The 15,459-nt window shown below is 54.8% G+C and carries 17 protein-coding genes; 10 read left to right on the top strand and 7 right to left on the bottom strand.

Annotation, left to right across the window (positions count from 1 at the left end):
• Nucleotides 1–57 precede the first annotated feature (57 nt).
• From VHB22_RS05020 to VHB22_RS05065, 10 genes are all read left to right on the top strand, one after another.
• Nucleotides 58–723: a Crp/Fnr family transcriptional regulator gene (locus VHB22_RS05020; protein WP_325455866.1), complete on the top strand. Its 666-nt coding sequence runs from the start codon at nt 58–60 to the stop codon at nt 721–723.
• A 79-nt stretch (nt 724–802) separates the two neighbouring features.
• Nucleotides 803–994 (top strand): DUF2892 domain-containing protein, encoded by a 192-nt coding sequence (locus VHB22_RS05025; RefSeq protein WP_325455867.1) that lies wholly within the window; start codon nt 803–805, stop codon nt 992–994.
• Nucleotides 995–1,008: 14 nt separating this feature from the next.
• On the top strand, nt 1,009–1,167 hold the full coding sequence (locus tag VHB22_RS05030; RefSeq protein WP_325455868.1) for a hypothetical protein: 159 nt from the start codon (nt 1,009–1,011) through the stop codon (nt 1,165–1,167).
• Nucleotides 1,168–1,178: 11 nt separating this feature from the next.
• Nucleotides 1,179–1,604: a YeeE/YedE family protein gene (locus tag VHB22_RS05035; RefSeq protein WP_325455869.1), complete on the top strand. Its 426-nt coding sequence runs from the start codon at nt 1,179–1,181 to the stop codon at nt 1,602–1,604.
• A gap of 1 nt (nt 1,605) precedes the next feature.
• The gene (locus VHB22_RS05040; protein WP_325455870.1) at nt 1,606–2,052 is read left to right on the top strand and encodes a DUF6691 family protein; all 447 of its coding nucleotides are present in this window, start codon (nt 1,606–1,608) and stop codon (nt 2,050–2,052) included.
• Between the two features lie 12 nt (nt 2,053–2,064).
• Nucleotides 2,065–2,958, top strand: coding sequence for an MBL fold metallo-hydrolase (locus VHB22_RS05045; protein WP_325455871.1), 894 nt, complete (start codon nt 2,065–2,067; stop codon nt 2,956–2,958).
• Nucleotides 2,959–2,989: 31 nt separating this feature from the next.
• A complete protein-coding gene (locus tag VHB22_RS05050; RefSeq protein WP_325455872.1) occupies nt 2,990–4,657 on the top strand; it encodes a TIGR01244 family sulfur transferase in 1,668 nt (555 codons plus the stop codon).
• Entirely contained in the window at nt 4,657–5,448 is a 792-nt protein-coding gene (locus VHB22_RS05055) for a sulfite exporter TauE/SafE family protein (protein ID WP_325456142.1), read from the top strand. The genes VHB22_RS05050 and VHB22_RS05055 overlap by 1 nt, the downstream gene beginning before the upstream one ends.
• Nucleotides 5,449–5,786: 338 nt before the next feature.
• A complete protein-coding gene (locus VHB22_RS05060) occupies nt 5,787–6,509 on the top strand; it encodes a TetR/AcrR family transcriptional regulator (RefSeq protein WP_325455873.1) in 723 nt (240 codons plus the stop codon).
• A gap of 373 nt (nt 6,510–6,882) precedes the next feature.
• Nucleotides 6,883–7,926: a calcium:proton antiporter gene (locus VHB22_RS05065; protein ID WP_414652704.1), complete on the top strand. Its 1,044-nt coding sequence runs from the start codon at nt 6,883–6,885 to the stop codon at nt 7,924–7,926.
• Between the two features lie 142 nt (nt 7,927–8,068).
• Here the strand turns inward: VHB22_RS05065 and VHB22_RS05070 are convergent, their stop codons facing one another.
• The 7 genes from VHB22_RS05070 to VHB22_RS05100 all read right to left on the bottom strand — a co-directional run bounded on the left by VHB22_RS05070 (nt 8,069) and on the right by VHB22_RS05100 (nt 15,162).
• Nucleotides 8,069–9,112 carry a hypothetical protein gene (locus VHB22_RS05070; protein WP_325455875.1) on the bottom strand — a complete coding sequence of 348 codons (1,044 nt, stop codon included), beginning with the start codon at nt 9,110–9,112 and terminating at the stop codon, nt 8,069–8,071.
• Nucleotides 9,113–9,123: 11 nt separating this feature from the next.
• Complete coding sequence (locus VHB22_RS05075; RefSeq protein ID WP_325455876.1) at nt 9,124–9,888, bottom strand: creatininase family protein; 765 nt, start codon at nt 9,886–9,888, stop codon at nt 9,124–9,126.
• A 10-nt stretch (nt 9,889–9,898) separates the two neighbouring features.
• Nucleotides 9,899–11,260, bottom strand: a complete 1,362-nt coding sequence (gene glnT / locus VHB22_RS05080; RefSeq protein ID WP_325455877.1) for a type III glutamate--ammonia ligase — start codon at nt 11,258–11,260, stop codon at nt 9,899–9,901.
• Between the two features lie 91 nt (nt 11,261–11,351).
• On the bottom strand, nt 11,352–12,329 hold the full coding sequence (locus VHB22_RS05085; protein ID WP_325455878.1) for an ABC transporter substrate-binding protein: 978 nt from the start codon (nt 12,327–12,329) through the stop codon (nt 11,352–11,354).
• 68 nt (nt 12,330–12,397) lie between these two features.
• Complete coding sequence (locus VHB22_RS05090) at nt 12,398–13,228, bottom strand: ABC transporter ATP-binding protein (RefSeq protein ID WP_325455879.1); 831 nt, start codon at nt 13,226–13,228, stop codon at nt 12,398–12,400.
• Between the two features lie 3 nt (nt 13,229–13,231).
• Nucleotides 13,232–14,086, bottom strand: coding sequence for an ABC transporter permease (locus tag VHB22_RS05095; RefSeq protein WP_325455880.1), 855 nt, complete (start codon nt 14,084–14,086; stop codon nt 13,232–13,234).
• Between the two features lie 467 nt (nt 14,087–14,553).
• Complete coding sequence (locus VHB22_RS05100) at nt 14,554–15,162, bottom strand: TetR/AcrR family transcriptional regulator (protein ID WP_325455881.1); 609 nt, start codon at nt 15,160–15,162, stop codon at nt 14,554–14,556.
• Nucleotides 15,163–15,459 lie beyond the last annotated feature (297 nt).

A 15,459-nucleotide genomic window follows, 5' to 3' on the forward strand; every position in this document is an offset into this window, starting at 1 on the left:
AATTTAAATTGGCGCGCTTGCCACGCCAGGCAAGCTAAATAGCTCGGACGGGACCTTGTGACAGCACCGGACTGGATATCGGCATTTCCCGGATTGAAGACGCTGGAGCCTAGCGTTGCTGGACCGCTCATCGAGACGAGCAAGGTCGTTCGGCTTCCAGCCGGAACAAAAATTTTTGGACCGGGGCAGGCGCCAGAAGCTTATTTAATGCTCGTCGAAGGCACGGTGCGTGTTCAGCAGGTGTCGGACACCGGGCGCGAGATCGTGCTTTATCGCGTTTCGGCTGGAGAAAGCTGCGCGCTGACGACGGCGTGCCTTATGGGTTATGAGGAATACCAAGCCGAGGGTATCGCAGAAACGGACGTTGAAGCCGTGGCCATTCCCCGTGGGACGTTTGATGATTTGATCGCGCGCTCCGCCGCGTTTCGTAAATTCGTTTTTACTGCCTTCAGTATACGGATCACAAATCTTTTCCGCGTTATTGAGGAGATCGCATTTTCGCGCATGGATGTCAGGCTGGCGCAAAAGCTTGTTGAGCTCGGTGGTGTGAGCGGTCACATCGACTTGACCCATCAACAGCTTGCCGCCGAGCTCGGTACGGCGCGCGAAGTGATCAGTCGGCTGCTCAACGAATTTCAGCGGCGGGGCTGGATAACAACGTCTCGCGGTGCCATTGACCTGGCGCGGCCGGAGGCTCTGCGTCAGCTTGCCGCCGCACCTTAACGTCAGCCTCTGTGACTAGGTCACAGACCACTCTGTTCCGGTCCTGTAAATCTGTTTCCGAAAACCACCGGAGGCAACCATGGCCGCGAACATTGGCACCCTCGACCGCTATGCCCGGGTCGTTTTAGGCATTGTCATTCTTAGCTTGGTTTTTGTCGGACCCAAAACGCTTTGGGGCCTCTTAGGGTTTGTCCCGCTTTTGACGGGACTTGCCGGCTTTTGTCCCGCGTACAGAATCGCCGGCGTCTCTTCATGCCCGGCCAAGAAGTGACGTAGGAGGGGAATATGCTTTCGGCATTTCTTTGGCCCGGCGACCTGGTTTGCAATCTGGCTGGGTTGCCGCACGCCAGCGATCACCGCCAAGTGCTGCGGTCGTTCGTCAATATGATGGTTTGGGCCGCCGTGATGATCGCAGTCGTGCTCTATTTCGATCCGGTAGCTTAGAGGTCTCTGCAATGATGAACTTCACGCCGGTTTCCGCTGCTCTGGGTGGCGTGCTGATTGGCTTGTCCGCGGTATTGATGATGGCAACGATGGGACGCATCGCTGGAGTCAGTGGTTTTGTCTCGCGCCTTCTGCCGCCGTACGAGGATTTAGATTGGCCAATCCGCGCGGCGTTCGTCGCGGGCTTGATCGCGGCCCCCTGGCTCTATCGATGGAGCGGTATGCACGTCGAGATCAACCAGCCGGCGAGCATAATGGCTCTCGTTATTGCCGGTGTGCTTGTCGGCTTCGGTGCCGTTTATGGCAGCGGATGCACCAGCGGGCACGGAGTTTGCGGCATTGCGCGAGTCTCGCCGCGTTCAATCATCGCGACGTCAGTATTCATGGTGAGCGGCATGGCGACAGTATTTGTCATTCGTCATGTGATCGGAGGCTGACATGGCCGTTGCCACGACGTTCATCGCCGGTTTGTTGTTTGGACTTGGCCTCGTCGTTTCGGGCCTCGCCAATCCGGAAAAGGTTCAAGCCTTCCTCGACGTCGCCGGTCACTGGGACGCAAGTCTCGCCGTCACGATGGCAGTTGCCGTGGCGATTACCGCCGCCGGTTATCGCGCCGCCTTTGTTCGAGGCAAACCCTGGCTCTCGGCCGGTTTTCAAATGCCGAGGTCGAAAGCAATCGATGCTCCGCTTATCGGCGGCGCCGTGATTTTCGGCATTGGGTGGGGGCTTTCCGGGTTTTGTCCCGGTCCCGCGATCGTTGCTGCCGCGCTCGGACTTACGCCTGCGGTCGTTTTTGTCGGGGCGATGCTCGTCGGCATGATGATCGCACGCTTATTTGCCAGTCGATCCTCTACAGCGGCCAAGTCCGCTGCCAACACCGCTTAAGGAGAGAAGATCATGTCCAGCATTCCGCACGCCGTTGATCTTACCTTGAAACCTGAGGTCACGCCTTTCTTCGACAAAGAGACGAACACCTTCAGCTACGTCGTCAAGGATCCTAAATCGAAATCGTGTGCCGTCATCGATAGCGTGATGGACATCGACTACGCGGCGGGCCGCATATCTTATGAATCGGCCGACAAGATCATCGCTTATATCAAAGAACACGATCTCAAGGTCGAATGGCTGATCGAAACGCATGCACACGCCGACCATCTCTCCGGCGCTCCATATATCCAGCAGAAGCTTGGCGGAAAGCTGGGCATCGGCGAAAACATCAAGGTTGTGCAAGAGGTATTCGGCAAGATCTTCAACGAAGGCACCGAATTTCAGCGGGATGGAAGCCAGTTTGATCGCCTCTTCAAGGACGGCGACACATATAAAATTGGTGGTATGACCGCGTTTGCAATGCTGACGCCAGGGCACACGCCCGCCTGCATGACGCATGTCATCGGTGACGCAGCATTCGTCGGCGACACGTTGTTTATGCCGGACGGAGGAACGGCCCGCGCCGATTTTCCGGGCGGTGATGCCCGCGTTTTGTATCGCTCGATTAACAGGGTTCTGGAACTGCCCCCCGAGACGCGGCTCTTCATGTGCCACGACTACGCGCCTGGCGGCCGCGAGATAAAATGGGAAACGTCCGTCGCGGAACAACGCGCTCACAACATTCACGTCCGCGAAGGGATCACCGAGGACGAGTTCGTCCAGATGCGCGAGCAGCGCGACGCGACGTTGAGTTTGCCGCGCCTCATCATTCCATCTATTCAGGTCAACATTCGCGGCGGCAACCTTCCCGAGCCGGACGAGAAAGGCAAACGGCATCTCAAGGTTCCGATCAACGAGCTTTAAACGTACCGCGCCCTGACTCGGAGTTTAAAAAATGCAAGTGAAGCCACTCACGCTTGATCTTTCCGTGTCGCCGCAAATCGCGGCATCGGATGTGGATCGTCTCGCCTCTCAGGGATTTAAGTCGATTATCTGCAACCGTCCTGATGGCGAAGGCGTAGGTCAGCCGTCGTTCGCAGAAATTGCGAAAGTCGCTGCGGCATCGGGTTTAGAAGCGAGATACCTGCCAGTGACCCCTGGCAAATTCTCAGACGAAGACGCCGATCGCTTTAGAGAGGCTTTGAGCGAGCTTCCGAAACCGATTGTTGCCTATTGCCGTAGTGGGACGCGGTCTGCGACGCTGTGGTCGCTTGCGGAAGCAAGCCGTCGCACGCCGCACGATATTGTGGAGCGCGCCAAGTCAGCGGGCTACGATGTTGCGGATGTGATTGGATATAAGGGGGCGAGCCAGGACGCTCCCGCACTGAGGCCTGCAGCAAGCCACGATATTGTCATCGTCGGAGGCGGAGCTGCTGGCGCTGCCGTGGCGGCCAGTCTGCTGCGACGCAGGCGCGATCTCGATATTGCGATCATTGAACCATCGGAGAGGCATTACTACCAGCCCGGGTGGACGATGGTCGGCGGCGGTATATTCAAGGCGGTCGACACGGAAAAACAAATGGGTGCGGTGTTGCCCCGCCGAGTCACTTGGATTAAGGCGGCCGTAACAGGCTTCGAGCCCGATATCAACTCTGTGATCATCGATGCCGGCCGCACTGTACGCTATAATCATTTGGTCGTTTGCCCGGGCATAAAGCTGAACTGGGCTGGAATAGAAGGTCTGAATGGAACGCTAGGTAAGAACGGAGTGACCTCGAACTACCGTTACGATCTCGCTCCGTATACCTGGGAATTGGTGCGTTCGCTGAAAGCGGGCCGCGCGCTGTTCACACAACCACCGATGCCGATCAAATGCGCGGGCGCACCCCAAAAGGCGATGTATCTATCCGCTGATCATTGGCTGAGGGAGAACGTGCTCTCCAACATCGACATTCAATTCTATAATGCGGGCAACGTTCTGTTCGGCGTACCCGACTACGTTCCCGCGCTGATGGGGTACGTCAAACGCTATCACGTCGGGTTAAATTTCTCGCATAATCTCGTCGCGATCGACGGCTCGTCGAAGACGGCTTACTTCAAGAAAACACTATCCGACGGAACGTCCACAACCGTCGAAGACCGATTCGATATGATTCACGTGACGCCGCCCCAGCAGGCGCCCGATGTCGTCCGGGACAGTCCGCTCGCTGACGCGGGAGGATGGATTGACGTTGATCCCGGCACGCTGCGTCATAAACGCTATTCGAATATTTTCGGACTAGGCGATGCAACGAACACTCCAAACGCCAAGACGGCAGCGGCGGCCCGCAAGCAAGCACCGGTCGTCGCGGAAAATCTGCTGTTCGATAAATCCCTGCGTTCATCTCAATGCGTGTATGATGGCTACGGCTCGTGCCCTCTCACAGTCGAGCGTGGAAAGATTGTGCTTGCTGAGTTTATCTATGGCGGCAAAGTCGCGCCTTCGTTTCCGTCTTTTGTAATCGACGGCACCAAACCTTCGCGGGCCGCTTGGATTTTGAAAGAGCGTATCTTACCGCCGATCTATTGGAAGGCGATGCTCAAAGGCCGTGAGTGGATGGCCAAACCAAGCGCCATGGCCTGATGATCATGCAGGATATTTTGGCGACGGGGTCGGGGGCCCTCGTTGGGCTCGTGCTTGGTCTGATTGGCGGCGGAGGATCAATTCTCGCGGTCCCGCTTCTTGTCTACGTTGTTGGCGTCAGGTCGCCGCATGTTGCTATTGGAACTAGTGCCATAGCGGTCGCGCTGAGCGCGCTGATCAATCTTGTCGGTCATGCGCGCGCCGGCAATGTCAAATGGCGATGCGCGCTCGTTTTCGCTGCGGCGGGTATAGCCGGTGCGTATTTCGGGTCGACATTCGGCAAATCATTCGATGGCCAAAAGCTTTTGGCGCTCTTTGGACTTCTCATGCTTGTGGTTGCCGCCCTCATGTTCTTCAAAAGCGGCGCAGATGGGGACATTCACGTTCGTTTAACTCGCGCCACGGCACCGGCGCTTGGACCACCGTTGCTCGCTTATGGCGCGGCAGTCGGCGCGTTGTCTGGATTTTTTGGAATCGGCGGCGGGTTCCTCGTTGTCCCCGGACTCATTGCGGCAACTGGAATGACAATGTTGCACGCGATTGGATCATCGCTGGTGTCGGTCACCGCGTTCGGCTTGACGACAGCTGCGAACTACGCGCTTTCCGGTCTCGTAGACTGGCGGCTCGTGACGTATTTTATCGCGGGCGGTGTCGTCGGCGGATTGCTCGGGCGTGCGGCCGGAAGGCGGCTTTCGACGCACAAGCAGCGCCTTTCGCAACTCTTTGCAACGATCGTCGCGGTTGTCGGACTTTATGTCGTGGTTCAAGCCTTGCCGGCCTTTGTTAGCTGATCAGCAACTCGGGATGTGCGCTTTGAAGTTCGTACGAGCGATCCCGTCCGGGAAAAAAATAAAAAATGGATTGCGCCGCGGCGGCGATAACCTCGGGATGGCCGATCTCCGCTGCCTGAAATCAAATGGATTGCGATCGTTTCCCAATTGCTTTGAACGGCAACATTTTAGAGCGATGCGGCGGGATCTTTAGCGATTGCGCTACCAAGGGGATGGCGCAGGCATGCCCGATTGTGGTTGCCGATGATTAGCCGACGCGCGTCAAAGTGCCTAGCAGCCATATATTAATTAACTGATTAATTTCAGCGGCGGTCGGCTGATGGCACGACGGCAATAACATGCAGATTGAACTTCCGATGAAGAAGATACGAACCTTAAGGCGCGCAAAGCCGAAGCTCGGGAGACGATCCGCGGAGGAATCGGGGCCGAGTCGCGAGGAACTCGCTCGTATTGCCCTGCAGCTTTTTGCGGAACGGCATTTTGCGTCCGTGTCCATCAGAGATATTGGGCGGGCGGCTAATGTCAATAGCTCGATGATTTACTATCATTACAACGATAAGCAGGAGCTGTTCCGGGCTGCCATCGAAACCGCTATCGATGCGGCCTTCGCGCTTTTCGCGGCGCACTGTAATCGTGGAGCTAATGAGAATCCGGTCGATGCGATCGATAAATGGTTTGACGTGCACGTAGAGCTGAGCAGTCGACTACGAAACGTCATCAAAATCAGTCTCGATTGCAGAGGGGTCGTCGGCGCTCCGGATGCGGATGAACCGATCAAGCGCTTCTACCAGCACGAAAACGAGATTTTGCAGAATCTCATAAGAGAGGGGATGCGCCAGGGCCTTTTCAGGAAGGTCGATCCGCGCGTCGTCGCGACGATGATTTCGACGATGCTCGACGGGGTTATGGCGCGGTCTTTTATTTTCGAGGACTTTAATATCGTTGCTACCGTGCAAGAATTCAAAAGGACGCTTTGGGAACATCTCGGTTATCGGACTGCCCAATCGCGAATGACCCGTGCGGCTCGCGTCGGGGCGACCAGCAAATGTGTCCGGCATTAACGCGAGTTAGATGGCGGAAACCATCGAAGCCGGAAGGTCATCAGCGTCGGCAGCGCGGCGCCTTATCATGAGGGTCGTTACGGCGCGTTTTTGGTATTGTCGGCGCTGAACGTCTTCATGCGTTACGAGCGCAAATGAGAATTGACCAACTCAGTGAAATCCTTATCAGTGATGCACTCGACGGGACGGCCCGTCGCAAACGCGTTCTAGGGGACGGCCCCATATTTGAGGGTGTGCAGTGGTCCCGGCCGATTTTCCTCTTTCGTCCTCCCAGCCGCGTCCGACAATTCGTCAGCTTTTGCCGAATGTCACCCTTTTCAGATTCGCGGCGGTATGGATTACCGTTGTCGCATTTGAGAGCGGACATAATCTTTTGCCGGCATTTCTGAGTGTGCCAACAGCCCGCTTCGCCGTACTATTTTTGATAATTCTTTTGGCGGTGTTCGGCGTGGTGCGTGAAGCAGATCACTTGGCGCATCTGCTTCGAGAGCCCTTCAGCACATTGGTCCTAACATTTACGGTGGTTTCAATCGAAGTCATCCTGATCGCGGCGGCGATGAGGTCGACCGCAGCGGCAACGATCGCAAGAGACTCAATTGTTGCGGTCACGATGATTATACTCAACCTGGTAATGGGCGTATGCATGCTCCTGGGTGGCATTCGCTTTGGGGAGCAGAACTATAAGTCGCAAGGCGCCGTCGCGTACCTGTCGATGATCGTTTTGTTGACCTGCATGGGATTGCTGCTGCCCAACGTATTGAGCCTGCAGGATGGGAGCTTGATGCCTGCACAAGCTGGAACGATCGCGCTGGTAGCCGCGGCTGGCTACTGCGGATTTCTTGCGATGCAGCTCACAAAATATCGACACTTTTTTGTTCAGCCCGAAGCGACTGGAATTCCTGCTGCCTACGCGTCCGGCGAAATCGATGCGCGCGAAATGGCTGGGGTCAGACTGTCGGACTGGCGCGCGGTTCTTATCCGTTCACTTGTCGTCGTCGGGCTCATGCTACCGATTGTTCTCTTGGCGGAACAGCTAGGCGTCCTGATCGAAACGGCAGTTGAACGAGCTGGCCTGCCGACGGCAATGAGCGGACTGATCATCGCTATCATTATATTTTTGCCCGAATCCATAACGGCGACGAAGGCTGCTCTCGATAACAAAATGCAGAGGACGATGAACCTTTGCCTTGGAGCGTATCTTTCAACCGTTGGTCTTACCGTCCCCGCCATTCTTGCAATCGGTCTTTATGCGGGTAAGGCGGTAGTGCTGAATCTAAGCGCGTGCGATACGCTTTTGATCGCTCTGACGCTCGCATTGATAAGCATCTCGTTTCTTGGATCGCGGACGTCATCAATTCAGGGAATGGCTCATGTCATGCTTTTTCTGACGTACTTTGGACTGATGTTTGCGTCTTGAATCGGTCGAGTTCTCCGCTTCCGACGGTGGGCTTCGCGCCGTATGTGTCGTCAGCGATCCGCATTTCATCGTGTGCTTAGAGCTTCGTCATGACGAAGCGATGCATCATAGAAGCTAAGTAAATTTACAAGAGCCGATAGATTTAACTCTGATTGGTGGCTACGAGAGCAGCCGCCGAACGGATGACCGCTGCGCGTTTATCGTAATCAGGTACGATCTCATATTCTGCGCAGCGTGCCATGTCCTCTTCAAATTCATCCCATTGCATCGCAAGGAGCTGTTCGCTTGAAAGACTGGCAAACATCGATCTGCGATGCATTTGAACGACCGGATTGCAAGCGCCGCCCGCCAATGATCCGGCTAGGGCCCCGCTATCGCTTGCGAGGAATTGAAGAAAGTCAACCGCCGCCGCCTTCGACTGAGAGCCTTGCGTGATGGCATTGATCTCTACGAAGGCAATTCCGCCCTTTCCGGCTATCGGTCCCTTTGACGGTGTAATTGCGCGAACCTCGGAGCGTCCTGCTAGTCGTGCTGACGATGCTGTGTAAATTCCGCCGCTCACATAAAAATCGATTTCTTGGTCCACGAGTGCTTTGTTCAGAAATTCGTGATCGCACGTCACGATGCGTGCGGACCGAAGGATGCGATGGGCCGCCTGCGCAAACGTTGTCATTTCGGAACTGTCAAAGCTTCTGAATGGATTGAGGCCGGCGGCTAACGCAAAGTGCATCACGTTGAAATCCTCGTATGTGAGAATTCCGAACCGCTTAGAGAAATCGGCGTTCAGCGCGAGGCTAAATCCCTGTTCCTCGGCTAGGGATGGCGAAATCCTTTTCTCGTTGATGACTATGTTGAAGGGACCGCACCGTTGAGGAATGCCAATGAGCTCGCCTTGGCGACTTTCAGCCGGACTTCTGAAGCGAGAAAAAATGCCGGTCAGATCGACTTCTACGCGTAACGCGTCCGGAAGCGTATGAAGCAGGCCTTCCGGATGCAGTACGTCCCGCGCAAACGGTGTATTGATGTTGATAATGTCCCAAGCTTGCTCAGAACGTATTCGCTGCGCCGCCTCACTGTCGGAAAGATGATTTTCTCCGGTGATTTCGAGGCCGGTATTTCTGCGAAGACTGGCTGCGAATGTGCCGTTCGCATAGCCTTCCCAGCCGAGATATCGCAAAGTTGGCATGAGCAATCCAGCTAGTCGTACACGACGTCAAAATAGGAGTGCTCAAGCGGCGGTTCTTCCGTCTTTCCTCGTTCGACGAGGCTCGAAAGATCCTCGACCATCCATTCAAAAAGTTCGCGCCCGCCTTCTACGCGTGCCTGGCTAGGGAGCCCGGTTACGCCGTTCAGGCTTGTCCGATTCACTGGATGGGCGAAGACGAGGTCCTGCGTCCGGTCAGGATCATCGGACTTCTTCACGAGCGCGTCGCGCACAATTTCCGGGGCCACTGCAAGCATAAGTGCGGTTTCGGCGGCATTCGCATGCCAATCCTGCGCGTCAGCGAAATGTGAAGCGCGCACGCGTTCGCTCATGGTGGCGGTGTTTATCACGACGGCCATCATGTCGTCGTGTTCGGAACGCAGCATTTCGAGAGCGCAACGCAGAGGTGCCGCGTTGGTGACGTGGCTGTTGATGATAAACAGCTTACGGACACCGCTATGATAGGCCCAGTCGCCAATTTCCTTCACAATCGTTATCATTGTGATCGGCTGCAGCGCGATCGTTCCCGGCCATCGTCTGCTGTGCCCGAGCGAACAGCCGTAGGGGAGCGTTGGAAGCATCGGAACGCCGGTGTTCGCGGCGACTCTTCCGCAGAGCTTGTCTGCAAGGACGAAGTCCATCCCCGTTCCCATGTGCGGCCCGTGCTGCTCCGTTGCGCCAACTGGGAGTATCGCCGCGCGGTTGGCATTTGCGAGATCGCGCGGCAGTTCGGTCCACGTCCGTTGTGCCCAAAGCATTAGAGCACCATCAAAAGAACTTCAGGTAACGAGAGCGTTCCCAATCGGAGACGTGATTGAGATATTGCATCCACTCATCGCGCTTGAAGTCGACCCACGCCTTTTTCATTGCCGGACCAAATGTGGCCTCACTCAACGGATCAGCGTCGAAAGCGTCGACTGCTTCTTCAAGCGTGCGTGGTAAGCGTACGACGCCCATTTTCTGGAGTTCGTCTTCGCTCTTCAGGTACATGTTTTCGGTGTGAGGATCGCCTGGATCGAGTTGTTTTTCGATGCCTTCGAGGCCAGCGGCCAGAACCATCGCGGTGCCGAGATAGGGATTGCAAGCACTATCCGTGGCGCGCAACTCGACGCGACCGCCGCCCATAGGAATGCGGACGGTGTTGGTGCGATTATTGTTGCCATAGCACGCCCAAACCGGCGCCCATGTAAATCCGGACATCGATCCTTTGATGACGAGCCTTTTGTAACTGTTCACCGTCGGCGCGACCACGGCGCAGATTGCGGGTAGATGTTTCATGATTCCGGCGAGGAATTGGTAGCCGAGTTTCGAAAGTCCGCACCCGCGAGGATCGGAAGAATCGCTGAAAAGGTTTTTGCCGCTTTTCTTATTGAAGAGCGACATGTTGAAGTGCGCACCGCTGCCGGCGCGATCTCCATATGGCTTTGGCATGAATGTAGCAAAGCCGCCGTGTTTGCGCGCAATTTCGTGAGCCATGAGGCGGAAGAAAACGAATTTGTCGGCAGTGGAGAGAGCGTCGAAATAGCGGAAGTCAATTTCGAACTGCCCGATGCCGTCTTCGTGGTCGAAACTATATACGTCCCAACCGAGGCTATTCATGGCATCTACGAGGTCTCCCACCCAACCGAGGTTATCAAGCGTTCTAGATACGTCGTAGGCGGGCTTTTCCAGATTCTTGCGATCGGAAAGTGGTTTGAAACCGAGGATTGGGTCGTCCTGCAAAACAAAGAATTCCGCTTCCATGCCCAAGTTCATGCCGTAGCCCATGCCGTCGGCCTTGGCTAACGCGCGCTTGAGAATATTTCGGCTACATGGCTCAAACGGCTTTCCTTTGCACCATAGATCGCTCGCGAACCAAGCAACGCTTTTGTTCCAAGGCAATACGATGCAGGAGTTTGGATCGGGATGAGCCGAAACCTCTTCGTCACTGACATCCTGCGGAATGCCGTCGAGGGCTGCGCCAGTGCAGAGTTCGGACCCGCCGAGCATGCGTTCGAGATGTGCGACCGGAACGGTCTTGCCTTTCGAAACGCCATGCATGTCGACGTAGCTGGCGAACAGATATTTTACTCCGTCCGTATTGAGACGTTCTTCCAAAGCGCTAGAGGCACTTTTAACTATGGCGTCCACGTTGATTTCTCCCATGAGTGTCCGAGCTTGACCTAAGGCAGCGCCCGAACCGAAGCGCACCTTGGCGGCTTTCATCTTATTTTTATGTCTGCTATTTCGTTGCGACGAGTTCGCCGATGAGCGTTGCATCGAACGTATCTTCAATCTTCGGCGCAGCCTTTATCTGTTTGCGCTTGATCAACACGTCGGCAATCATCTTGCCGGTCGTGAAAAGTGACTTCGGATCATCGTGTGGAGTGAAATATCCGGCCATCTCAGGGACTGGGATATTGTAGACGCCTTTGGCCTGAGTTTTCACATCGTCGAGCGTCGTTGAGAAATATTTGGCTACGATCTTGTATGACTCTTCGGGATGGGTCTTCATGTAGGCCATTCCGTCGATGTAGCCTTTGATAACTGCCTCTACCGTCTTCTTGTTCTGTTTGATGTAGTCGGTGGAAAAATAGAGGACGTCGGTGATAATTCCCGGGGCTGAGGCGGATGTGTAAATTGCGTGGTATCCGCCGTTGACGTCGAGTTTGAGAATTTTGCTGACGTTGGGTTCGTAGGTCGCGCCGGCAGCAGCGCCGCCTAATACCGCACCTGGAACGTTCTCCGGTGTCGCATCCAGACCTTCGATATCGGCTTCTGTCAGGCCTGCCTGCTGAAGCGCATAAGCGACGAGCAGATTATCGCATGTCGCGAAGGGATATGCGACTTTCTTTCCTTTGAGATCTGCAACGGATTTGATCGATTTCAGCGCGACGATCGCATCCGCGCCGTTCGAATAATCAATCGGCATTACGACGTGGAACGATCCGCCATTTGCGACGAGGTTGATAACCTGATCATAGGTATACATCGCGCCTTGGATGCCGCCGCTCTGCAAAGCAGCCGGTATGAGTGCTGGGTCTTCGAAGTCCTTTAATGCGACTTTGATGCCGTATTTATCGTAGAGATTTTTTTCAACAGCGACATAGAAAGGCGCATAGCCGATCCACGCTACGGTCGCGAGCTTGACCGTTTCTTCCGCGCGGGAAGGAGTTTGTTGGAACAGACAGAGGCTCGCGAAGGCAAGCAAGAAGGTCAACACAGTGTCTCGAGTTTTGGTCCACAGCGTGCACATGATTTGGTACTCCTACCAGGTTCAGTTCAGCTTCATGCTTCAACCAAGTTATTTTCCATTGCCGACTTATCGAGTGAAAGACCGACCGTCTCTCGAACCCGGTCCATCACCATCCGTTTGAGAGCGACAAACCTTGGATCGACACGCATCATGACGTTGCGATCCCGGTCCATGGGAACGTCGTAGATCGTGTCAATTCGACCGGGGTGCGGAGACATCAAAACGACGCGAGAGCCGAGATAGAGTGCCTCCTCGACATCGTGCGTGACGAATACAATCGTGGTTCCTTCTTGAGCGACAACGCTCAATACAAGGTCCTGCATTACCTCTCGAGTTTGCGCATCGAGAGCACCAAAAGGTTCGTCCATCAAAATGATCGACGGTTTTGACATCAGTGCGCGCGCGATCGCCACGCGCTGGCGCATGCCGCCCGAAAGCTGTGAAGGATAGGAATCTTGTACCGCGCTCAACCCAACGAGAGAGATGAGCCGAAGCGCACGCTCATGTTCCGCTCCGCGCTGTCTCGCCAGCTTGTCGTGATTATTTGCGGCCAGCCTCCGGCTGAACAAAACGTTCCGCTTAACGGTCATCCATGGAAAAAGACTGTAATCCTGAAACACCATGGCGCGATCCACGCCGGGGCCGCACACTGCTTTGCTGCCAACATGTACCGACCCGCTGTCACTTGTTTCGAGGCCGGCGATTATTCTGAGGAGGGTGGATTTCCCGCAACCGGATGCACCAACGATCGTCAGAAATTCACCAGGAGCAATTGAAAGAGAGATATCATCCAGCACCAGCGTACTTCCGCGTTTGGTGGAGAAGCGCTTGGACAGATGACTAATGTCTATCGCCTTTGTCATCTTCTAGTGCCTCCTCAGATAGGGGAAGAGTACATGGTGCAAGGCTCGCAGAATCTGATCTTGAAGAAGCCCAAGAATTCCTATGACGATCAAGCCGGCAAAGATCTTGTCCGTTTGCAGAAACCGTTGGGCCTTGAGGACCGCGTAGCCCAACCCCGAATTCGCAGCCACGATTTCCGCCACTACCAGATAGGTCCAAGCCCATCCCAGCGTGATACGGCACGTGGTGAGTAGCGCCGGAGCTGCGGAAGGGAAGATGACTTTGCTGACTATTTCCCATCGCGTGCCGCCCATCGTTTGTGCTGCTTCGATTTGCTGGAGCGGAACCCGGCGCACGTCATCGCCGAACATCAGAACCATCTGGAAAAAGGTGCCGATGAAGATGATGGATACTTTGGAAAGCTCGCCTACTCCGCACCACAACATCATCAAGGGAACGAACGCGACGGCGGGCATATAGCGTATGAAATCCATCGCCGGCTCAAGAAAGGCTTCCGCCGGTTTGAATGTGCCGGCCATGAGACCTAGTGGAAGAGCGAAAACTAGTGCTGCCAAAAAGCCGAGACTAACGCGCTGGACACTGATCAACAGATCGCCGGAGAAACCCTCGTTTACGATCCAGGAGTAGAAGCGTTGGATGACATCCCAAGGGCCAGGCATAAAGATTTTTGGGACGATGGCCGCTTCATTGACGATTGCCCATATGAGGATCGGCGTGAGGACCCCGGCTAAGGCATAGAGTGTGTATTGTCTTCCCGTTAGCGACCCGCGGATCGCCCATTTGCGATTGTTTTTTTGCTTAGTCGCGACTTTTTCCGGAACGGCTTTCGTCGACATTCCGGGTGTTTGCGCATCCATTGTTGTCGTCCGTGTTTCGAAATTTCGTTGCGATAGTCACGGTTCGGAATGTCGAGGCCTCTGGGTGTCGTGATAATTAAACGCTTAATTAGTTTTGACGCAAGCGCCTAGCTGCAAAAAATTCACACAATCTTTCTCTCGCGCCGCACAATTTTTGTGCGAACGTTGATCTCTTTGCGATGCATGTTTGCTATGAGCGACGAAGATCTCACGAAATTCGCGGGACCATTGCGAATGTCGTTAGCTCTGGTCTTTTTTGGTGATGGCCACCGCCGCGTTACGATTTGAATGATAGGCGCTTCCATGCTGGAAATCGCAAATTTTAACGGCCAACTTTTTGGAAGTTTGTGAGGTGTTTGGGGTTTCGCTGATCATCAGCCCAGTGAACGGTTTCTCTCAACCTGAATCCAAAGCCTGTCTTGCGACGTCGATCATCGCAATCCCATGCGCTGATTTTGGTTTGCGAGTTAAGCCCCGTTGTGGGCCTTAGGTCGTACCTGAAGGCCCAGTTGTTCGAAAATGGTTCGCCGTAGGTCTTCGACTGCGACGCTCAGCTTGAAATTGCTCAGGATGACGGAGCGGACCATGCAGCCATCGAGAAAGGTCGAAATGAACTGAGCCATGCGATCGCTGTCGATTCGATTGAAGAGGCGAGCTTCGACTCCTCGCCGAATGATGCGGGACAACATTTTTCGCTCCTCCGCGTAAAAGCGTGCAATCGTGGCCTCGATAGCGTCATCACCTTCGTGAGCGCTTTTGAAATCGAGCGCAATCTTAACGAAGCGATGGATTTCTGAATAGTTTTTCACATGATTATCGAGCCACGAAGCGATCATCTGCGCAGGATCGCAGTTTTCTTTCTCGAGCGCCTCGATATTTTCGAAGCTTTTCGCAACGATGAATTCGATCGCAGCTCTCAGCAGGGCTGTCTTGTTTTCGAAGTAATAGTAGACGAGGGCGGGGTTGACCCCCAAGCTTTGAGCGATGTCTTTGACCGTGACCGTGGCGAAGTTTCGTTCAGCAAAGAGCTCCAATGCGGTCAGAAGAAATTCCTCGTGTCGGTCGTGTCTTTTCACTTCCGAAGCCGATTTGTCGTCGCGGGTGGAGCTGCGCCGATCTCTGCTTCCGTGGCGTGGAGACTGTCTCTCATCCAAGTGATCTTGTGACATTGTGCTAACACCGCTGATGACCGAACCGTCGGCGCTCTTTCTCGGGTTGATTGCTGGGCCGGATCCAGGCTTGCTTCATGGCTGTGAACGCGGCAATTATACAGAAAATTAATTAAGCGGATAGTTAAAAGGACGCGATTGGACAGGGAAGCCCAGCACGAGAATTTTCCTGCTCGTTGTGAAGGGATGCTCCTACGAATTCGG

The sequence above is a fragment of the Hyphomicrobium sp. genome, from assembly GCF_035548195.1.
Classification (GTDB): Bacteria; Pseudomonadota; Alphaproteobacteria; order Rhizobiales; family Hyphomicrobiaceae; genus Hyphomicrobium_B.